Raw genomic sequence first — 20,457 nt, 5'->3', positions numbered from 1 at the left:
AGTCAACCGAGCTGACTATTACCATTCTTTTGTAATCTAAAAAACTCCCCGGGCTAACTTTCTTCAATCGCTCCTTGTTTCACGTGAAACAGCTGTGCATGCTCCATCGTTTCATGATGAATTCCTTCAACACTTGTAGTCGTAACAAAGGTTTGAACTTCACCTTGAATGGTATTTAATAAATGCGATTGGCGATAATCGTCGAGTTCCGACAATACATCATCTAAAAGTAGTATGGGTGTTTCATTTGTTTCTTGTTTAATTAACTCAATTTCAGCAAGTTTTAATGAAAGAGCGGTTGTACGTTGCTGACCTTGTGAACCATATGTCTGAACATCGTAGCCATTTACTAAAAACTGCAAATCGTCTCGGTGCGGACCAACTAGTGTTACACCTCGGTCAAATTCACGATCCTTAGCTTCTATTAGCTTTTTATGCAAGAAGCCTTCAATTTCACTAGCCGTAAGTTCTTTTTCAATACCAGCTACTGTGCGGTATTTAATAACTAACGTTTCTTTCCCTTGAGAAATACCAGCGTGAATTGGCTCTGCCCACTCCTGCAATAAATCCATAAATTGAAATCTTTTTCGAATAATTTGGGTAGCTGCGTGAATATATTGTTCATTATAAACATCGTACATCACGTCATCTGGCATTTTTTTACCTTGATTCATTTTTAAAAAGTGATTACGTTGCTTTAAAATTTTTTGAAAGGTTAATAAATCATGTAAATAGACAGGCGAAATTTGCCCAATCTCCATATCAATAAAACGTCGGCGTATTTGCGGACTTCCCTTTACAACGTTTAAATCTTCGGGTGCAAACATCACGACATTCATTTGGCCAATATAATGACTGAGGCGACTTTGTTCTATGTGATTTATCTTACCTTTTTTGCCTTTTTTCGTAATCGTAAGCTCAATCGGTAAAATACCATGCCGTTTTTGAACGGCCCCTTCTATTTTACCATAGTCTGAATCCCAACGTATTAATTCTTTATCGTTCGTCGTTCGATGGGATTTAGCCATCGCTAATACGTAAATAGATTCCATAACATTTGTTTTTCCTTGAGCATTTTCACCAATAAAAACATTAATTTTCGGAGAGAAGTTTAAAGTTAAGGCATCATAGTTACGGTAATTTGTAAGTTTTAACTGCTCTATATGCATAATTTACTGTCCAGTGGTTCCAACGATACGAAATCGACCACATCCAGGAATATTTACAATGTCACCGTCACGTAATTTACGACCGCGGCGATCATCTACTTCTCCATTTACATATACATCATTTTCGTGTAAAAACCACTTCGCCATGCCACCAGAGCTAATAGCATCGGTCATTTTTAAAAGTTGCCCTAATGTGACAAACTCTACATCAATTTCAATGTCCTTCATAGTTGAGTTCCCCTCCAAATACAGACTGTCTATCTCTCTATCATACCTAAAAATTCGCCATAAGTAAAAAAAGATAGCCGCAACTAGCGACTATCAGAACGTTTTTCAAAGTATTTAGAGTTTGAAATTATGGAGCTTATTCTCTCCAACAAAAATTGTATCAAGTATGCCTCGGCATACTTGCGTCCGGATTCGGCTTTGTGCTTAGGCCTGCAGATGTTTTTTGTGCGAAAGCGCAGTGCTAACGTAGCGGCAGCAACACGAGGGCCGACACGAAGTTAGTCACTCAGTCATTGCCACAGGACGTGGCGCTCTTAGACTGAGTTCCTCTATTTCAGCGGATGGTTGGACACCCGCTGAAAAGTAACTTAAACCCGCATTCATCTTACCACTTATAGAGGTGAATGATTTGTAACTGCCGTTGCACTTTCGTTACAAAAAACATTTGCTGAAAGAAGTTAAATCTTAATAAGTACGTATAGGTAAAATCAACTGTAAAATAGCATCGTCATGAACTGAACGTAAAATAAACGGTCTCATTGCTCCTGTAAATTGAATGACTACATCTTGACCATCTATTGCTTTCAAAGCTTCCATCATGTATTTTGCACTGAAAGAGATTTTTAAGTTCTCCCCTTCTAATGACTCAACAGGAATTTCTTCTTGAACTTTACCGATTTCTGGAGAATTAGAAGAAACTTCGACAGCTTGATTATCCAAAATCTCAAAACGTACAACATTATTACGATCGCCACGAGCAACAAGAGATGCACGATCGATCGCTTGCAGTAACGATTTACCATTAATTGTTAGATTTGTTTGATACTCTTCTGGAATTAAACGCGATGTATCTGGGTAGTTACCTTCAAGTAAGCGAGAGAAGAATAATACTTCTCCAGTTTTAAACAATACTTGCTGGCTTGTCATAACTATTTGCACAAGATTTGTAGAATCCTCTAAAACTTTATTTAACTCATTTAAGCTTTTACCAGGAATTACAACGCTATGTTCGACCTTAGGCAAATTTTCCAGTTGAACTTTACGTCTTGCTAAACGGTGGCTATCTGTTGCAACACAGATTAATGTTTCATTTTTTATCTGCCAGTTTACACCTGTCAACACCGGTCTACTTTCTGAAGTGGCAACAGCGAATACTGTTTCACGGATAATTGACTTTAATAGATCTGCAGGAATAGTAAATTTTTGATCCTCTGTTAATTCGGGTAATAAAGGATATTCAGCAGCATCTGAGCCAATTAAGTGGAATTCAGATTTACCTGAACGGATATGAGTCTGTAAACCAGTTGTTACTTGAATTTCAACTTCATTGGTTGGTAACTTACGTACAATTTCATTAAACATACGAGCTTGTACAACAATTGATCCTGTTTCTGTAATATGAATTATTTGTTGACCATCTTCTTCAACTGGAATAAATGTTTGAATCGTTATATCAGCGTCACTACCTGTTAATCGAATACCCTCATCTGTTACATCAATTTTAATCCCCGTTAAAATCGGAATAGTTGTTTTAGAACTTACAGCTTTCATGACATCATTTAAACCCTCTAATAAACGGTCACGTAAAATATCAAATTTCATTCGTTTTCCCTCACATATTTATATTATTTATTTATATAAAATAAAAAAGATATAGTAATAGGTCCTGTGGATTTGTGGATAAGTGCTTTCGAGTGAATAAAATCAGTCTATCCACATGTAGATAGACTGTGTATAAGTTTGTGTTTAAATGTTTGTGTTGTCCACAGCATTATTTTCCTAGCATGCTCCGAATTTGTTTAATATCTTGCTGTAGCTGAACGTCATTTTTCAACAAAGAAGATATTTTTTCGTGCGCATGGATAACAGTAGTATGGTCACGTCCACCAAATTCTTCGCCAATTTTCGGCAGCGAAAAATCTGTTAATTCGCGAGATAAAAACATGGCGACTTGACGCGGGAAGGCAATTAACTTTGTACGTTTTTTCGCGACAAAATCCTCTAAACGAATGTTAAAATGCTCTCCTACTGCATTTTGAATGTCTAATATCGTGACAGTTCGTGGCTTTGAATTAGGAATAATATCCTTTAATGCTTCAGCAGCCAAAGTTGCATTAATATCCTTGTTAACAAGTGATGAGTAGGCAACGACGCGAATAAGCGCACCTTCAAGCTCCCGAATATTGGAGTCAATCTGGTTCGCAATATAGAGCATGACTTCATTTGGCACTTCTAGACCATCAGCCTTTGCTTTTTTTCGAAGAATGGCGATACGAGTTTCCAAATCAGGAGGCGCAATATCTGTAATTAGTCCCCATTCAAATCGAGAACGCAAACGATCTTCCAATGTCGGTATTTCCTTAGGAGGACGGTCACTGGAAATAACAATTTGTTTCGATTCTTCATGCAATGTATTAAAAGTGTGGAAAAATTCTTCCTGAGTTGATTCTTTTCCAGCTAGAAATTGAATATCATCAATTAGCAGTACATCTACATTGCGATATTTATTGCGGAAATCAAGAGCCTTATTATCTCGAATTGAGTTAATAAATTCATTTGTAAATTTTTCAGATGATAAATATACCACCTTTGCATTTGGGTTATGTTCCAGCACATAATGACCAATCGCATGCATTAAGTGTGTTTTGCCAAGTCCTACTCCCCCATAGATAAAAAATGGGTTATAAGCCTTCGCAGGCGCTTCTGCGACAGCTAGCGAGGCAGCATGTGCAAAGCGGTTACCAGAGCCAATAACAAACGTATCAAAAGTATATTTCGGGTTTAACATACCTGGTGAAATATCATGGTGTTCGTTATTTTTTGCTTGGATAATCGGCGCTGGTAAATCGAAATCGTCCGAATCCTGGTTTTTTTGAACAACAAACTTAATAAGCAAGTCTTCGCCTGTAAGCTCCGTTAATATACCTGTAATCAAATGAATATAATGATTTTCAAGCCAGTCTCGAGCAAACGAATTTGGCGCAGCAATTGTCACAGTAGAACCACTACCATTGTAGGAAAGTAGTTTAGTAGACTTTAGCCACGTTTCGAAGCTTGGTTTAGAAATTTTTTGTTCAACTTGAGCCAGGACATTATTCCATAGTTCTTCTAAATGTTCCAAGCTGCTAATCTCCTTTACAGTTCAATACAATTACAATAATAAAAGCGCATTTATAGAAACGGTAAATACGTTCATTTTATAACTAGTCCACAAACTCACAAGTTGTGGATAAAAGTTAACCAAAGGCTGTGATAAAAATTATCCACAGCATATCAACAGTTGTGGATAAAATAAAAGTTAATTTCAGTTTTCAACAAAGTGAAGCACAGATATCGTATCAGAAAAACAAAGCTATTTCAATAGTTTGTGAAACTTATCCACATACCTTTTATTTATGCACGTCCAAGTTGTCCACAAGGTCTGCTTATGTGAAAAAGCTGTAGATAAATGTTGTGGATAAAAAATAATGCAAAAAATACTATACACAACTCTGTGTAAAAAAAACAAGTACTCTGTGGATAATTTATATTTGTTCAGTAGAAGATGATCGTAGTAAAAGATAGACATAGTTTCACTTAAATATAGAAATTTATAAAATTCATTGACAAAATCACTAGTTACTTTATATAATATTCAGGTCTGTATGTTGAAAAATTCAACTCAATCAGGAGGTGTCTATATAAATGAAACGTACTTACCAACCAAAAAAACGTAAGCACAGCAAAGTTCACGGTTTCCGCGCACGTATGAGCACGAAAAACGGTCGCAAAGTTCTTGCTGCTCGCCGTCGTAAAGGAAGAAAAGTATTATCAGCATAAAATAAGTCCACTGAGACACATCAGTGGTCTTTTTTTTCTTTATTTTTGGTAAACCTAGAAATGAGGATCAAAGGATAATTATCGAGTAGCAGGTGAAAGAAATGAAAAAACGCCAACGAGTGAAAAAAAACGATGATTTTCAAAAGGTGTTTAAAAAGGGTAAATCTTTCGCTAATCGTCAGTTTGTCGTATATTTTTTAGAAAAAGAGGGACAAACAGAATTTCGTGTAGGATTATCGGTTAGTAAAAAGCTTGGGAATGCAGTAACACGCAACCAGATCAAACGTTATATTCGACAAAGTATTCATGAATTAAAGGATGAGTTAAAGTCGAATATGGACTATGTTATTATCGCCAGACAACCGGCGGCCACTATGGATTTTCATGAAGTAAAACAGGGTTTGCAACACGTACTACGAATCGCAAAAGTATTAAAGAAGACGTAATATGAATGGCAACCAAAGTGGTGAATAGAAGCGTTTCTGCGCGAAAGTGAAATCGCTGGAAATACTCACTGGGGTATTTATGAAGGGATTTCACTGCAATATATGAATTATTAGTAACATTACTTAGTAAATATGTGCACATTGTTAGAATATTTAGTAGAGTGAAACGTTATATGCATGATAAAATAACTGATAACTTTATTCAGTAGCAGGAAACTGTAAATGTCTAAAGAAGAGAACGCATATAGTTTTAGAAAAAGTGAATAGTATTTGTAGGGGGAAGAAGGTTGAAGAAACAACTTTGGGTAATTCTGTCGCTAGCATCTGTAGCATTACTACTATCTGGATGTACAGAATTCAAAGAACCAATCTCCAAAGAAAGCACAGGCTTCTGGAATGAATTCATTGTTTGGCCTTTAGTGTCAGTGATTAAATACTTTGCTGATTTGCTTGGTTCATATGCATGGGGGATCATTGTTGTAACGGTTATTATTCGTTTAGCCGTTCTTCCATTGATGATTAAACAAACAAAGAGCTCTAAAAAAATGCAAGAAATTCAGCCGAAATTGAAGGAATTGCAAAAGAAGTATGCTTCTAAGGATGCACAGACACAGCAACAGTATCAGCAAGAGATGATGAAGCTTATGGGTGAGTCTGGTGTCAATCCACTTGCTGGATGTTTACCTGTATTCATTCAAATGCCAATTTTAATTGGTTTCTACCATGCGATTAGTCGTATGAATGCTACACCTGCTTTTGATTTAGGGAATTTCTTTATTTTCCCGTTAGCTGATCCTGCACCGGCATTAGCAATTATTGCTGGTTTAATGCAATTTATAGTTTTACGTACGGGCCCAGCGATGGATAACCCTCAAATGAAAATAATGATGTACATTATGCCATTTATGATTATTTCTTTCGGTATGGCATTGCCAGCAGCACTATCATTATACTGGGTAATCGGTAACATTATTTCGATTATGCAAAACCTGTTTATTTACAAACCTTGGGAAAAAGATAAAACACAACCTGCTCAAAATGGAGGGGCTAAAAAGTGAAACAACTTACGCAAATAGGCGCAACAACACAAGAAGCGATCTCATTGGCGTTACAGAAACTTGGCAAAACCCGTGAACAAGTAGATGTTGAAGTTTTACAAGAAGGTAAAAAAGGATTTTTAGGTTTTGGGGCACGATCTGCAGAAGTTCGTGTAACAGTAAAGGAAGTTCAGGTTCGACCAACAATTGAAGAAGAAAAAGCTGAACAGCAAAATACGACTCAATTTGTCGAACCAACAGTAATAGATGATGTTGAAGCAATAAGTTCACAAGTTTCTGAACAACCAAGTGATTTCGAAGCTGTTCAACAAGTCGTAGAGGAACAAAAAGAGGATGAAGAAACCTCGGTAAACCCAATTGAAGAAGCAAAGACTTATGTAGTAAAAATTGCTGAACAATTGGATATTCATGATCTTGAAATTGAAACGACACGTGAAGGGAAATATGTATTATTTCAACTGAAGAGCGAGAAAGCTGCACTGCTAATAGGGAAACGTGGTCAAACATTAAATTCCTTGCAGCAATTAACACAACTTGTGTTAAATAAAAGTGCCAAGCAGTTCTTAATGGTGAAATTAGACGTAGAAAACTATCGTGAACGTCGTCAAGTAGCTTTGGAGTTACTGGCAGATCGTATGGCGGATAAAGCACTTCGCTTAAATCAGCGTGTGACATTTGAGCCAATGCAGTCGTACGAAAGAAAAATTATTCATAATCAATTGGCAAATCGCCTTGATATTGAAACATATTCAGAAGGAACGGAGCCTAATCGTTATTTAGTCATTGAACCTGTAAAGAACGACTAAACTTCGTAAAAAACATACAGGCAAAAATCTAAAGTCATTTTATCGTCATGATAAAATGGCTTTTTTATGTTGTTAAAAAACTATTATGTCAGTGAAATTAAGCTATGCGAAAGCAAAGCGATAGTAATAACAAATGTACAATCACTTCACTGCAATAAGTCTATTTTGTTCGATTATGGTGAATAGCCATAGTGTTCACTCATGAATTGAAAAAAATTTATAAAAGTTCTACGCTATCGTTGATTGGAGTGGAAGGCTACTCGACTCCCGTGGGAAAGCGAGACAGGCGAGACCCTGCACGGAGCGAAAGCGGAGGGAGCGGCTCGCCGCTCGCCCACAGGAAAGCGAGTAGCCTGGAACGGAAATCACCCTCGTTTAAAGCGCCGCAACATTTACAAAGATTCCATCGACCATTTTAATTTTTTATCTGTTAAAGCAACTAACTATAAGATTTTTAATTGTGGACAACAGAGGGTATAGTTTTCGTTTAGGTTAAAGATTTAATGTTCTAGCGTTTGCAACTTTTGTCGAAATACGTGCTATAATGTAGAGCTTTCTTATTATCCACAATTGGAAATTATCATTACTTTAGATTTTGGAGAAAATATGTTAGTCTAAGATGTTAGTAAGTATTGGTCGGTTTTTATTTATCCACATGTGGATAACGTTAAGGAGGTCATTAAATGGAGTTCGATACAATTGCTGCGATATCCACACCGATGGGTGAAGGAGCTATTGCTATTGTTCGCTTAAGTGGGGACGAAGCAGTCGCAATTGCAGATAAAATATTCAGATCGCCTGGTGGGAAAAGTTTAACAACGAAGGCTTCACATACAATTCATTATGGACATTTGGTCGATCCAAAAACAAATGAGCTTGTAGAGGAAGTAATGCTGTCATTAATGCGCGGACCTAAAACATTCACCCGTGAGGATGTAATCGAAATTAACTGTCACGGGGGACTAATTTCGGTGAATCGTGTATTAAAGCTCGTATTAACAAATGGAGCAAGACTTGCCGAGCCAGGTGAATTTACAAAACGCGCATTCTTAAATGGACGTATCGATTTATCACAGGCTGAAGCAGTCATGGATTTAATAAGAGCGAAAACTGATAGAGCGATGAATGTAGCGTTGGGACAAATGGATGGCAAATTATCGCGTTTAATAGGTGACTTACGCCAAGCATTACTAGAGACATTAGCGCAAGTAGAGGTTAATATAGATTATCCAGAGTATGATGATGTAGAAGAGATGACGGTACCAGTATTAGTAGAAAAATGCACATGGGTACGACATGAAATTATTAAACTTTTGCAAACATCTTCTCAGGGAAAAATATTACGAGAGGGTCTATCAACTGTTATTTTAGGCCGCCCAAACGTGGGGAAATCTTCTCTGTTAAATAGTCTGGTACAGGAGAATAAGGCTATTGTGACAGATATAGCAGGTACAACTCGTGATATTATAGAAGAGTACGTGAATGTACGTGGTGTTCCGCTTCGTTTAGTCGATACAGCTGGCATTCGAGAGACAGAGGATATCGTTGAACGAATTGGTGTAGAACGTTCACGTGAGGCTTTGCGTGGCGCGGATTTAATTTTATTTGTTTTAAACTTCGCGGAGGAATTGACTGCTGAGGATGAGCGTCTATTCGAAACAATTAAAGCGATGGATTACATCGTTATTGTCAATAAAACAGATCTACCGCAAAAAATTGATGTAGCTCGCGTCAAAGAGCTAGCAGGCAATCATCGCGTTGTGACAACTTCTCTTTTACAGGAAGAGGGCATAGCAGAGCTAGAGGAAGCGATTGCCGCGTTGTTCTTTGAAGGGCAAATTGAAGCGGGCGATTTAACATATGTTTCAAATGCAAGACATATTGCATTACTTCATCAAGCACAAGCAACGGTCGAGGATGCATTAGCTGGAGCACAAGCTGGTGTACCTGTTGATATGGTGCAAATAGATGTCACAAGAACATGGGAAATACTTGGTGAAATTATCGGTGACACTGTACAGGAAAGCCTAATCAATCAGTTATTTTCACAGTTCTGCTTAGGGAAATAATTTTACTATAGAAAGGAAGATACGAGCTATGCCAACAAAATATGAGGCAGGCACGTTTGATGTTATCGTAATTGGCGCAGGTCACGCAGGTTCTGAAGCTGCACACGCTGCTGCCAAAATGGGTGCTAACACACTGATGTTAACAATCAATGTAGATATGATTGCATTTATGCCATGTAATCCATCCATAGGTGGTCCTGCCAAAGGAATCGTAGTACGAGAAATTGACGCCTTAGGTGGAGTCATGGGGAAAGTTATTGATAAAACGCATATTCAAATGCGTATGTTAAATACAGGGAAAGGTCCTGCTGTGCGTGCATTACGTGCTCAAGCGGACAAAGTTTTATACCAACAAGAAATGAAACGCACGTTGGAGGAAACTGAAAACTTAACAATTCACCAAGGAATGGTGGAAGAGCTAATTATTGAAGACGGGGAAGTAAAAGGTGTTATTACACAAATTGGTGCTATTTACCGCGCTAAAACAGTTGTTGTTACAACGGGTACATTCCTTCGTGGTGAAATCATTATTGGAGACGTAAAGTATTCAAGTGGTCCTAATAACCAACAACCGTCTATTCGTTTAGCAGATAACTTAAAAGAGCTTGGTTTTGACCTTGTGCGTTTTAAAACAGGTACACCACCACGAGTGAATAGCCGTACCATTGATTATGATAAAACAGAAATTCAACCAGGAGACGATGTTCCACGTGCATTCAGCTTTGAGACAACTGAATTCATCATGGATCAGCTACCTTGCTGGCTGACTTATACAAGCCTAGAAACACATGAAATTATCGAGGCAAATCTACATCTTTCACCGATGTACTCAGGGATGATTAAAGGTACTGGACCACGTTATTGCCCTTCTATTGAAGACAAAGTTGTGCGATTTAACGATAAACCGCGCCACCAAATTTTCTTAGAGCCAGAAGGTCGCAATACACGTGAAGTGTATGTACAAGGTTTATCAACTAGCTTACCAGAGCATATACAAACACGTTTACTAAAATCAATTCCAGGTTTAGAAAAGGCCGAAATGATGCGTGCTGGCTATGCTATTGAGTATGATGCAATCGTGCCAACACAATTGTGGCCAACGTTAGAAACAAAACGTATCAAAGGATTGTATACTGCTGGTCAAATCAACGGAACATCAGGTTACGAGGAAGCGGCTGCTCAAGGCTTAATGGCTGGGATGAACGCTGCTGCTAACGTGCTTGGTAAAGAAGAATTAATCTTAAATCGTTCAGATGCTTATATTGGCGTATTAATAGATGATCTAGTAACAAAAGGAACTAATGAACCGTATCGCTTACTAACATCTCGTGCAGAATATCGTTTACTACTTCGTCATGATAACGCTGATTTACGTTTGCTAGAGCAAGGGTTTAATATGGGAATGATTACTGAGGAAAGACATGCAAAATTCAATGAGAAAAAAGCGCTGATTGAAAACGAAATTGCACGTCTCCGTGAAATTATTATTAAACCAAATGAAGTAACACAAGCTACTATTCGCTCTGTAGGTGGTAGTGAGCTAAAAGATGGTATCCGTGGAGCGGATTTATTAAAACGTACAGAAATGCATTATGAATTAGTTTCTTCGTTAATTCCAGCAGACATAGAGTTTTCTGATGAAGTGAAGGAACAAATTGAAATTCAGCTTAAATATGAAGGTTATATTGAAAAAGCATTGCAACAAGTTGAAAAGCTTCATAAAATGGAAAATAAAAAAATCCCTGAAAATATTGATTATGACGCTATTTCAGGTCTAGCAACAGAAGCTCGACAAAAGTTAAAACAAGTTACACCACTTTCCATTGCCCAAGCATCGCGAATCTCTGGTGTAAACCCAGCAGATATTTCAATATTACTTGTTTATATTGAGCAAGGTAAAATCGCACGCGTTAGCGGTGAATAATTAACGACAGTAAAGTGAATAAGAGGCGGGCATACCTTTGTGCCCGCTTCCTATTTTTAAGGCTATACTATTTTTACATAGTTGATTTGGCAAACATGCTTACAAATCAATAATAGGGATAGTCAAGCCAGTTAGAAAAAGGAGACTTTACATGAACGAACAACAATTTATCGAGGCTCTAAAGAAGAAGGGCATTGAACTTTCTGAAAAGCAGTTGGCTCAATTCAAAAAATACTTTGAGTTACTTGTTGAGTGGAATGAAAAGATGAACTTAACTGCTATTACTGATTTAGAAGGTGTTTATTTAAAGCACTTTTATGATTCGATTAGCGCCTCTTTCTATTTTGATTTTTCAAAAGTGACGACAGTTTGTGATGTTGGAGCAGGTGCTGGTTTCCCAAGTATTCCAATTAAAATCTGCTTCCCACATTTACATGTAACAATTGTCGATTCTTTAAATAAAAGAATTACATTTTTAAATCATTTAAGTGATGAGTTACAATTAGAGAATATGCATTTTGTACATGCCCGTGCAGAGGAATTTGCTCAAAATGTGAAATATCGTGAACAGTTTGATGTTGTAACAGCTCGTGCGGTAGCCCGATTATCGGTCTTATCGGAGTTATGTGTACCACTAGCAAAGCAAGGTGGCTATTTTGTTGCTTTAAAAGCAGCAGCTGGTGCGGAAGAATTAAAAGGTGCAAAAAAAGCATTGAATACATTAGGGGTTGTACTAAAAGAAGAATTTTCTTTCCAACTACCTGTTGAAGAAAGTGACCGTATTTTATATATCTTTGATAAAATAAAAGGAACACCAAAAAAATATCCGCGTAAACCAGGTGTACCAAATAAAACACCGATTCAATAATTAGTGTTTCATGTGAAACTTCTCAAAGTAGAAAATATTTTTTCTATTTTGAGCATACATACTAGTTATGGATGGTTCACGCAAATGACATCTATGAACTATATACATTTTAAGAAATATAATAAATAATAATAGAATAAAACAGAGCAAGATAGTTACTTAAAGGTGGTGCCACTTGGATGAAAAGTCCTTTTTCACGTTTTTTTGGAGGCGGGAATAAAACTGAGCCTATTGTGAAAAATGAAGTAGAACAAGCAGAGACGGTTCATGCAGCAGAAGAGGTTATAAAGCTGCCTATTGATCAAATTGTGCCTAACCGTTTTCAGCCACGTACTATTTTTGATGATGAAAAAATTGAAGAATTATCAAGAACCATTCATACGCATGGTGTGATTCAGCCAATTGTTGTACGTAAAACGGCAGAAAATCAATATGAAATCATTGCTGGTGAGCGTCGTTATCGAGCAATGAAAAAGCTACAATGGACAGAAGTTCCGGCAATTATAAGAAATTTAACTGATAAGGAAACAGCCTCTATCGCGTTAATTGAGAACCTACAGCGTGAGGAATTAACAGCAATTGAAGAAGCTGTTGCCTATCAAAAATTATTAGAGCTTCATGAGCTGACACAAGAAGCTTTAGCCCAACGACTAGGAAAAGGACAATCCACGGTAGCCAATAAATTACGTTTATTAAAGTTGCCTGAAGAAGTGCAGCAAGCTATTTTGAAGCGTGAAATCTCTGAACGACATGCACGAGCATTAATTGTAATTAAAGATCAGCCATTGCAGCTAGAAGTTTTACAACAAACGATTGAAAATGATTGGAACGTTCGTCAGTTAGAAGAGCAGATTTATTCTTTATTACATCCAGAGGCAGAGGTTCAAGAAGAAGCGGAACCGAAGAAAGTAAAGCCGAAACGTAAAGCCATTAGTAAAGACGTACGCATTGCTTTAAATACGATTAAACAATCGTTATCTATGGTAACAAAGAGCGGTATAACAGTTAAGACTGAAGAAGAAGATACAGAGGAATATTATCAAATTACAGTGAAAATCCCTAAAAAGAAAAGGTCTTAAGTCGTGATTGAAATTATATTAAAAAAATAAAGAATTGACTTTTATGACATCATCTAAGTTGAGGATGATATTTGTATAACGTATACCATGTATATAAGTTGATTGGAGTGAAGGCTGGACGCCCCCAGGAAAGCGCCCGGCCGTAACGGAAATCAACCCTACGTTATGATGATGAGCCGCTTTTATAACTCTTTACTAAGGAGGCATCTCAGAAATATTTCTGAGATGTCTCCTTTTTTGCATATATTCTTAATATTTTATACAACTCTTTTCTGTTTTTTTGATAGAATGAAAGTAAGATAGAGGAATTGGATAGTGATTTTACAAATGATTTGTCAAAGGTGAACTTTGATAGATGAAAGCAGGTGCTTTTAAATGGGTAGAATTATAGCAATCGCCAATCAAAAGGGTGGCGTAGGAAAAACAACGACATCGGTCAATTTGAGCGCTTGTCTAGCATACTTAGGGAAGAAAGTGCTCTTAATCGATACTGATCCACAAGGAAATACAACAAGTGGACTTGGTGTTAATAAAGGAGAACTTCAAGGCTGCATTTATGATGTATTAATTGATGATGAAAACGTTGAAAATGTCATTCAACAAACAAATGTAGAAAACTTAGCAATCGTTCCAGCAACCATTTCACTTGCAGGAGCGGAAATTGAATTAGTTTCGACAATTTCTAGAGAAGTACGTTTAAAGCATGCACTTCAAGATGTAAAAGAAGACTATGATTATATTATTATTGATTGCCCGCCTTCGTTAGGGTTACTAACAATTAATGCTTTAACTGCTTCGGATGCGCTAATTATTCCTGTCCAATGTGAATATTACGCATTAGAGGGGTTAAGTCAGTTGTTATCAACTGTCCGTTTAGTGCAAAAACATTTAAATCAGCAACTATACATTGATGGTGTATTGTTGACGATGCTTGATGCACGCACAAACCTAGGCTTACAAGTGATTGATGAAGTAAAAAAATATTTCCAAGATAAAGTATACAAAACAATTATTCCTCGTAATGTGCGATTAAGTGAGGCTCCAAGTCATGGGCAGCCAATTATCATTTATGACGCAAAATCAAGAGGTGCAGAAGTGTATTTAGAGATGGCGAGGGAAGTGATTAAAAATGGCTAAAGGTTTAGGGAGAGGCATAGGTGCATTATTTCCAGGAGAGTCTATAGAACAAAGTGGGCAAGTGGAAGAAATACAATTAGAGCTTATCGTCGCAAATCCATTTCAGCCTCGTAAAATTTTCGATGAAGAAGCTTTACAAGAATTAGCTGACTCTATACAGGAACATGGTATTTTACAGCCAATTGCTGTACGTAAAAAAGGACGTAAATATGAAATCGTTGCTGGAGAACGCCGCTATAGAGCGACTCAATTAGCAGGCTTAGAGGTTATTCCGGCTATTATAAAAGAGTTTTCAGATGCGCAAATGATGGAACTAGCCATTTTAGAAAATCTACAGCGTGAAGATTTGACAGTTATTGAAGAGGCAGAGGCATATCAAAGCTTAATGGAAGGCTTACATTTAACACAGGAGGAGCTATCCAAAAGATTAGGGAAAAGTAGACCGCATATTGCCAATCATGTTCGTTTACTTGCATTGCCAGAGGATGTTCGTGAGTTTATGAACGATGGAACACTATCGATGGGACAAGGACGAGCGTTACTTGGATTGAAAAATAAAAGAAGAATATCAGAAGTGGCAAATAAGGTCATTAAACAAGGTTTAAATGTACGCCAAGTTGAAATGTTAGTACACAATTTGAATGAAGAAGTTTCACGTGAAACAACTCAACCAAAGAAAAAGGATATATTTGTAGCAGCTAAGGAATCACAGTTACGTGATTACTTTGGAACAAATGTACAAATTAGGAAAGCTAATAATAAAGGGAAAATTGAAATTGAATTTTACTCTGAAGATGATTTAGAACGCATTTTAGAAATATTAAATTTACAGGAAGAAGAATAAGAGAAATATCGATATTGTAATCAGAGCGCCGAACTACAAGGCGCTCTCTATTTTTCTAGAGAGAAGGAAGGTTGGGACGTGGTATTACTAGGGGCATTAATTAACGCTTTGCTTATTATGGCAGGTGCATTGGTGGGACGCATTTTTAAAAATATACCTGAATCGATGAAGTCCACTGTATTATCGATTATTGGTTTAGCAGTGGCGCTTTTAGGGATTAAAATGGGTTTTGAAAGTGATAATTTTATTATTATAATGATAAGTTTAGTAGTAGGTACAGTAATTGGTGAGTGGTTAGATTTAGATAAGCAAATGAATAGACTTGGACAATGGGTAGAATCTTTATTTAGTAAAAATCGTACTGATAATAATCAAATTGGCATAGCAGAAGGTTTTGTAACGGCCTCTTTAATATTTGTAGTTGGCTCTATGGGTGTCATTGGTGCACTCGATAGTGGTCTGCGTAATGATCATAATATACTTATTACGAAAGGATTAATCGATGGATTTATATCGATAATATTAACATCTACATTAGGTATTGGAGTGCTATTATCTGCAGTACCTGTATTCGTCTATCAAGGATTAATTGCACTTTTTGCAGGTGTTATCAGCTCTTTTATACCAGATGCTGCACTACAAATGTTTATTCAAGAAATGACTGCTGTAGGCGGTGTTATGATTTTTGCCATTGGTTTAAATATAGCAGGCTTAACTAAGATCAAGGCTGCCAACTTGTTGCCAAGTCTCATCGTTGTCGGTATTGTGGTTGCTATCTTCTATACTTTTCAGTGAATAACGATGTGCAGCAAGCAATAACGCTCTTGAAAGCTTTTCAGCCATTGCATAGGAAATATGAAGTCTTGTATTTTGTAAAACAAGCATTTCCATAAAGCCTCCAACATTGACTATTCCTTTAATGGAAATATCGCCGATGGGAGGTAATTCTTTTTTTACAGCTTTTCCCGGAAAAATAGGTCCATTCTGTACAGAAATATGTCCAACGCTTTGTTCACTTCCAAGACATGCATCAATCGCAATAATGAAAGGTTTTATAGTATGATTGTGTAGCTGTTGCATAGTAGTGTCTAAATTAAGAGCATGCAAAGGATTGTCTAAAGAGCCTACAATTTCATATGGAAAACTAACAGACTTTTTTAGGAAACTACCTGTTAATGGCCCGAGTGTATCACCTGTACAACGGTCACTTCCGATACAACAGAAAATAAGGCGTTCATGATGAAAGGGTAGATGTTCTAAAAATAATGTACTTAACTGCCAAACGATATTTTTACTTTCATGATGAAGAGAATAAGGGAGTAACAATTTTGGTATAGTATTCATAAAAAAACTCACTTTCCTTTTTATTTGTAAGAAGTGCTCGATTTTTATGCAGTATACGCAAATTTTTAGCAAGTTATTCAAGAGGTGGTATTAATGGATTACTTTAACGAAAAGGTATTAAAGTACTATTGGGGCGAGCTAACGTCAGAGAAGTTGTGGCAAAATGTAATAAATGCTTCAATTAAGATTACGATTATTTTGATAGCATCGTGGCTAGCTGTACGATTTGGTAAGAAATTTATTAAAAAAGTGTTTTTAATGCGAATGAGTTCACCTTTAAACCACTCAGAACGCCGACAAAAAACAATTTCAAAATTATTACAAAGTGTCATCTCCTATGTTGTTTATTTTTCAGCAATCGTTGCTATTCTTTCTATCTTACACATTAAGATAGCAGGGTTATTGGCAGGAGCAGGGATTGTCGGTTTAGCCATTGGTTTCGGGGCACAGAGTTTAGTGAAGGATGTCATTACTGGATTCTTTATTATTTTTGAAGATCAATTTGGTGTTGGTGATTATATAAAAATAAATGCAGCTGAAGGAACTGTTGTAGAAATTGGCTTACGTACAACAAAGATTAATGGTTCTACAGGAGAGCAGTTTATTATTCCGAATGGTTCAATTGGTGATGTTGTCAATTACTCTGTCAACAACTCTAAAATTTATATAGATTTACAAATGACGACCGATGCCAATTTTGAAAGAGCGGAAGATATTATTAAAAAGTATTTAGATACTTTACCTGAAATTCATAAGGAACTTGTAGCGGTACCTGTCTTTTTAGGTGTACAAAATGTTAAGGGTACAGAGGTAACGATTCGTATAGCCGCAGAAACATTACCACAGCAACAATATGGAGTGGCACGTACTATTCGTCGTGATGTTACAAAACTCTTTGAAGAAAATAATATTCCAATGGCTCATCCAAAAATGATGTTCTATGGTGTTAGTGGAAATGAAGAGGGGAGAAAAGAGTAATATGGAAGCGAAGAAATTTAGTTTAAACGATATTGTTGAAATGAAAAAGCAACACCCATGCGGCACAAATAAGTGGAAAATTATTCGGATGGGGGCAGATGTGCGTATTAAATGTGAAGGCTGTCAGCATAGTGTCATGATTCCGCGCCGCGAATTTGAGAAAAAAATGAAAAAGGTTTTAATTTCCGCTAGTGAAGACTAATTTCATGTGTATTAGACTTTTTATGAGTGAATCAATATAATAGATAAGGTTATACAGTGATTCATCCGTGAGGACTTTTTCGAAACCTCACAGTATCCGTTAGTACGGGAAATAAGAGCAAATTTGAACAGATCATAGAAAGGTTGTGTCCATTCATGGCATTAACAGCTGGAATCGTTGGTTTACCTAACGTAGGAAAATCAACATTATTTAACGCAATTACAAAAGCGGGCGCATTGGCTGCAAACTATCCATTCGCAACAATCGATCCGAACGTCGGTATTGTTGAAGTACCAGACGCACGTTTAGATAAATTAACAGAATTAGTAATACCTAAAAAAACAGTACCAACAGCATTTGAGTTTACGGATATTGCTGGGATCGTAAAGGGCGCTTCAAAGGGTGAAGGTTTAGGGAACAAATTCCTTGCTCATATTCGTGAAGTAGATGCAATTTGCCAAGTAGTACGTTGCTTTGTAGATGAAAATATTACACATGTATCAGGTGCAGTTGATCCGATTGATGATATTGAGGTTATTAATTTAGAGCTTGCACTTGCCGATTTAGAATCTGTTGATAAGCGATTACAACGTGTTAGCAAAATGGCAAAGCAAAAAGACAAAGAAGCAATGATTGAAGAACCAATTCTTCTAAAGATTAAAGAAGAATTAGAAAACGGTCGACCAGCACGCGCTGCAGAGCTTTCAGAGGACGAGCTAAAGGTTATTAAAGGACTTCATCTTTTAACAATTAAACCAATGCTTTATGTGGCAAACGTTTCAGAAGATGAAGTTGCTGACGCAGATAATAATGAATATGTGCAAAAGGTACGTGAGTATGCAGCTGCTGAAGGTGCTCAAGTTATCACAATTTGTGCAAAAATCGAGGAAGAAATTTCTGAGCTTGATGATGAAGAAAAAGCAATGTTCTTAGAAGAACTAGGCATTAAAGAATCTGGCTTAGACCAATTAATCCGTACTTCATATGATTTACTAGGACTAGCAACTTACTTCACTGCTGGGGTACAAGAGGTACGTGCATGGACGTTCCGTAAAGGCATGAAAGCACCACAATGTGCAGGAGTCATTCATACAGACTTTGAACGTGGATTTATTCGTGCAGAAACAGTTGCTTTCGATGATTTAGTAGAAGCTGGTTCTCAACCTGCTGCTAAAGAAGCTGGTAAAGTACGTCTTGAAGGTAAAGAGTATGTTGTACAAGACGGCGATATTATGTTATTCCGTTTCAATGTGTAAAAAACGAACAGGGCAATCTTTCAATAGATTGCCTTTTTTTTGTATATATATTTATCTGAATTTTCAATCTGGAGGGTAGGTTAGTATGAATATATTACAAATAAAAGAACGTGGTTTAGAAATTGAAGAGTTAGGTAGATTACCAGACGATGTATTAGAGCTTATTTATGAGCATCAATTGTTTAAGCTATTCACAGCAAAGGAATTAGGTGGTAAAGATTTAGATCTACTAGAGGGCATAAAAGTATTCCAGCAGATGGCTGTACTTGATGGCAACTTTGGCTGGCTTGTCACAATAGGTACAGGGGGTAACGCGTTTATTCCAACATTAAACAAAGAGGTTTGCGAAAAAATATTTTCACCAAGAAATGCAGTCATCGCAGGCAGTGGCTATCCTACAGGTACAGCAGTAAAAATAGATGCGGGTTATAGAGTCACAGGTCAATGGAAGTATTGTAGTGGAGCAGATTATGCTACAACTTTTACGATGAATTGCTTCGTCGAGAATGAGGGGATTAGAACAGATGAAATCATTAGTTGCTCAGTAAATCGTGATCAAGTAGAGATTCTTAATGATTGGCGAGCAATGGGCTTAAAAGCGACTGCTAGTCATACAATTCGTGTGCAAAATGCTTGGGTGCCACAAGAGGAAACGTTCCAATTATGCACAATTAAAAACAAGTATAGAAGTGCGGTACATAGTTTTCCGTTTGGCGCATTTGCAGAAGCATCTTTTTTAAGTGTTTGCCTTGGGATAACAGTAAACTTCTTAGAAGAGACAGCTATTTTAGTGAAGCAAAGAAACCATGACCCAAGCCGTACTGAACGTATGGGCGCCATACAATTTTTATTGATGCAGCAACAGAAGAACTTTAGACAGCTTGAAGAGCAATTTTATTCAATGTTGAATGAACACTGGCAAAAACATAAAGAAGGTCATGAGTTGGCTGATGAGGAACTACAACAATTTTCACGGATGAGTAAAGACATTGCAGCGGCTTGTGTAGATATTGCCAATAACTTAATACGTAGCCTTGGTATGGATGCAATTATAGAGACATCTTCGATTAATCGTATTTGGAGAAATTTATATACAGCTGCACGGCATGGTTTTTTAACGCCATAAAAGAATCTGCTTGACTCCAAGCAGATTCTTTTTGGTGTGCCCGGCATGCACATGAACTATAGGGTGAAAGTCCCGAACCCCGAAGACAGAAGTAGAGGTTAGCC

General features: G+C 37.0%; 20 protein-coding genes. 15 read left to right on the top strand and 5 right to left on the bottom strand.

Annotated features, from left to right (window positions below; genetic code table 11):
• Positions 1–53: 53 nt before the first annotated feature.
• The 4 genes from recF to dnaA all read right to left on the bottom strand — a co-directional run bounded on the left by recF (position 54) and on the right by dnaA (position 4,518).
• Positions 54–1,169 (bottom strand): DNA replication/repair protein RecF, encoded by a 1,116-nt coding sequence (gene recF, locus AMS59_RS06525; RefSeq protein ID WP_053482951.1) that lies wholly within the window; start codon positions 1,167–1,169, stop codon positions 54–56.
• Positions 1,170–1,172: 3 nt separating this feature from the next.
• Positions 1,173–1,397 (bottom strand): S4 domain-containing protein YaaA, encoded by a 225-nt coding sequence (yaaA, locus tag AMS59_RS06520; protein WP_053482950.1) that lies wholly within the window; start codon positions 1,395–1,397, stop codon positions 1,173–1,175.
• 465 nt (positions 1,398–1,862) lie between these two features.
• A complete protein-coding gene (dnaN, locus tag AMS59_RS06515) occupies positions 1,863–2,999 on the bottom strand; it encodes a DNA polymerase III subunit beta (RefSeq protein ID WP_053482949.1) in 1,137 nt (378 codons plus the stop codon).
• A gap of 169 nt (positions 3,000–3,168) precedes the next feature.
• Positions 3,169–4,518 (bottom strand): chromosomal replication initiator protein DnaA, encoded by a 1,350-nt coding sequence (gene dnaA, locus AMS59_RS06510; RefSeq protein ID WP_053482948.1) that lies wholly within the window; start codon positions 4,516–4,518, stop codon positions 3,169–3,171.
• 563 nt (positions 4,519–5,081) lie between these two features.
• Here dnaA and rpmH point away from each other — a divergent pair.
• The 11 genes from rpmH to AMS59_RS06455 all read left to right on the top strand — a co-directional run bounded on the left by rpmH (position 5,082) and on the right by AMS59_RS06455 (position 16,242).
• On the top strand, positions 5,082–5,216 hold the full coding sequence (gene rpmH / locus AMS59_RS06505) for a 50S ribosomal protein L34 (protein WP_004233310.1): 135 nt from the start codon (positions 5,082–5,084) through the stop codon (positions 5,214–5,216).
• A 101-nt stretch (positions 5,217–5,317) separates the two neighbouring features.
• Entirely contained in the window at positions 5,318–5,662 is a 345-nt protein-coding gene (gene rnpA / locus AMS59_RS06500; protein ID WP_053482947.1) for a ribonuclease P protein component, read from the top strand.
• Positions 5,663–5,949: 287 nt separating this feature from the next.
• Entirely contained in the window at positions 5,950–6,720 is a 771-nt protein-coding gene (gene yidC, locus AMS59_RS06495) for a membrane protein insertase YidC (RefSeq protein ID WP_053482946.1), read from the top strand.
• The gene (gene jag, locus AMS59_RS06490) at positions 6,717–7,526 is read left to right on the top strand and encodes an RNA-binding cell elongation regulator Jag/EloR (protein ID WP_053482945.1); all 810 of its coding nucleotides are present in this window, start codon (positions 6,717–6,719) and stop codon (positions 7,524–7,526) included. Before yidC ends, jag begins: the two co-directional genes overlap by 4 nt.
• Before the next feature lie 683 nt (positions 7,527–8,209).
• A complete protein-coding gene (gene mnmE, locus AMS59_RS06485; RefSeq protein WP_053482944.1) occupies positions 8,210–9,595 on the top strand; it encodes a tRNA uridine-5-carboxymethylaminomethyl(34) synthesis GTPase MnmE in 1,386 nt (461 codons plus the stop codon).
• A 28-nt stretch (positions 9,596–9,623) separates the two neighbouring features.
• Positions 9,624–11,519, top strand: a complete 1,896-nt coding sequence (mnmG, locus tag AMS59_RS06480; protein WP_053482943.1) for a tRNA uridine-5-carboxymethylaminomethyl(34) synthesis enzyme MnmG — start codon at positions 9,624–9,626, stop codon at positions 11,517–11,519.
• A gap of 151 nt (positions 11,520–11,670) precedes the next feature.
• Complete coding sequence (gene rsmG, locus AMS59_RS06475; RefSeq protein WP_053482942.1) at positions 11,671–12,387, top strand: 16S rRNA (guanine(527)-N(7))-methyltransferase RsmG; 717 nt, start codon at positions 11,671–11,673, stop codon at positions 12,385–12,387.
• Between the two features lie 179 nt (positions 12,388–12,566).
• Entirely contained in the window at positions 12,567–13,466 is a 900-nt protein-coding gene (gene noc / locus AMS59_RS06470) for a nucleoid occlusion protein (protein ID WP_053482941.1), read from the top strand.
• A gap of 375 nt (positions 13,467–13,841) precedes the next feature.
• On the top strand, positions 13,842–14,603 hold the full coding sequence (locus AMS59_RS06465; protein ID WP_049662596.1) for a ParA family protein: 762 nt from the start codon (positions 13,842–13,844) through the stop codon (positions 14,601–14,603).
• Positions 14,596–15,447, top strand: a complete 852-nt coding sequence (locus AMS59_RS06460) for a ParB/RepB/Spo0J family partition protein (RefSeq protein ID WP_053482940.1) — start codon at positions 14,596–14,598, stop codon at positions 15,445–15,447. The genes AMS59_RS06465 and AMS59_RS06460 overlap by 8 nt, the downstream gene beginning before the upstream one ends.
• 78 nt (positions 15,448–15,525) lie before the next feature.
• Positions 15,526–16,242, top strand: coding sequence for a DUF554 domain-containing protein (locus tag AMS59_RS06455; protein WP_053482939.1), 717 nt, complete (start codon positions 15,526–15,528; stop codon positions 16,240–16,242).
• Here AMS59_RS06455 and yyaC read toward each other — a convergent pair.
• Positions 16,159–16,791: a spore protease YyaC gene (gene yyaC, locus AMS59_RS06450; RefSeq protein WP_053482938.1), complete on the bottom strand. Its 633-nt coding sequence runs from the start codon at positions 16,789–16,791 to the stop codon at positions 16,159–16,161. The two genes, AMS59_RS06455 and yyaC, sit on opposite strands and share 84 nt — an antisense overlap.
• Before the next feature lie 93 nt (positions 16,792–16,884).
• Here yyaC and AMS59_RS06445 point away from each other — a divergent pair, with 93 nt between their 5' ends.
• From AMS59_RS06445 to AMS59_RS06430, 4 genes are all read left to right on the top strand, one after another.
• The gene (locus tag AMS59_RS06445; RefSeq protein WP_053482937.1) at positions 16,885–17,769 is read left to right on the top strand and encodes a mechanosensitive ion channel family protein; all 885 of its coding nucleotides are present in this window, start codon (positions 16,885–16,887) and stop codon (positions 17,767–17,769) included.
• A 1-nt stretch (position 17,770) separates the two neighbouring features.
• A complete protein-coding gene (locus AMS59_RS06440) occupies positions 17,771–17,971 on the top strand; it encodes a DUF951 domain-containing protein (RefSeq protein WP_053482936.1) in 201 nt (66 codons plus the stop codon).
• Between the two features lie 155 nt (positions 17,972–18,126).
• Positions 18,127–19,227, top strand: coding sequence for a redox-regulated ATPase YchF (ychF, locus tag AMS59_RS06435; RefSeq protein WP_053482935.1), 1,101 nt, complete (start codon positions 18,127–18,129; stop codon positions 19,225–19,227).
• Between the two features lie 85 nt (positions 19,228–19,312).
• Entirely contained in the window at positions 19,313–20,353 is a 1,041-nt protein-coding gene (locus AMS59_RS06430; RefSeq protein ID WP_053482934.1) for an acyl-CoA dehydrogenase, read from the top strand.
• Positions 20,354–20,457 lie beyond the last annotated feature (104 nt).

Source organism: Lysinibacillus sp. FJAT-14745, from assembly GCF_001275675.1.
Lineage (GTDB): Bacteria > Bacillota > Bacilli > Bacillales_A > Planococcaceae > Lysinibacillus.
Note: the sequence above shows the minus strand (reverse complement) of the source record. Positions and strands in the feature narration are given on the sequence as shown.

Bases quoted from the DNA above. Each gene is read 5' to 3' on its own strand.
- recF (WP_053482951.1), bottom strand. From the start codon at position 1,169: ATGCATATAGAGCAGTTAAAACTTACAAATTACCGTAACTATGATGCC.
- yaaA (WP_053482950.1), bottom strand. From the start codon at position 1,397: ATGAAGGACATTGAAATTGATGTAGAGTTTGTCACATTAGGGCAACTT.
- dnaN (WP_053482949.1), bottom strand. From the start codon at position 2,999: ATGAAATTTGATATTTTACGTGACCGTTTATTAGAGGGTTTAAATGAT.
- rpmH (WP_004233310.1), top strand. From the start codon at position 5,082: ATGAAACGTACTTACCAACCAAAAAAACGTAAGCACAGCAAAGTTCAC.
- rnpA (WP_053482947.1), top strand. From the start codon at position 5,318: ATGAAAAAACGCCAACGAGTGAAAAAAAACGATGATTTTCAAAAGGTG.
- mnmE (WP_053482944.1), top strand. From the start codon at position 8,210: ATGGAGTTCGATACAATTGCTGCGATATCCACACCGATGGGTGAAGGA.
- mnmG (WP_053482943.1), top strand. From the start codon at position 9,624: ATGCCAACAAAATATGAGGCAGGCACGTTTGATGTTATCGTAATTGGC.
- rsmG (WP_053482942.1), top strand. From the start codon at position 11,671: ATGAACGAACAACAATTTATCGAGGCTCTAAAGAAGAAGGGCATTGAA.
- noc (WP_053482941.1), top strand. From the start codon at position 12,567: ATGAAAAGTCCTTTTTCACGTTTTTTTGGAGGCGGGAATAAAACTGAG.
- AMS59_RS06465 (WP_049662596.1), top strand. From the start codon at position 13,842: ATGGGTAGAATTATAGCAATCGCCAATCAAAAGGGTGGCGTAGGAAAA.
- AMS59_RS06460 (WP_053482940.1), top strand. From the start codon at position 14,596: ATGGCTAAAGGTTTAGGGAGAGGCATAGGTGCATTATTTCCAGGAGAG.
- yyaC (WP_053482938.1), bottom strand. From the start codon at position 16,791: ATGAATACTATACCAAAATTGTTACTCCCTTATTCTCTTCATCATGAA.
- AMS59_RS06445 (WP_053482937.1), top strand. From the start codon at position 16,885: ATGGATTACTTTAACGAAAAGGTATTAAAGTACTATTGGGGCGAGCTA.
- AMS59_RS06440 (WP_053482936.1), top strand. From the start codon at position 17,771: ATGGAAGCGAAGAAATTTAGTTTAAACGATATTGTTGAAATGAAAAAG.
- ychF (WP_053482935.1), top strand. From the start codon at position 18,127: ATGGCATTAACAGCTGGAATCGTTGGTTTACCTAACGTAGGAAAATCA.
- AMS59_RS06430 (WP_053482934.1), top strand. From the start codon at position 19,313: ATGAATATATTACAAATAAAAGAACGTGGTTTAGAAATTGAAGAGTTA.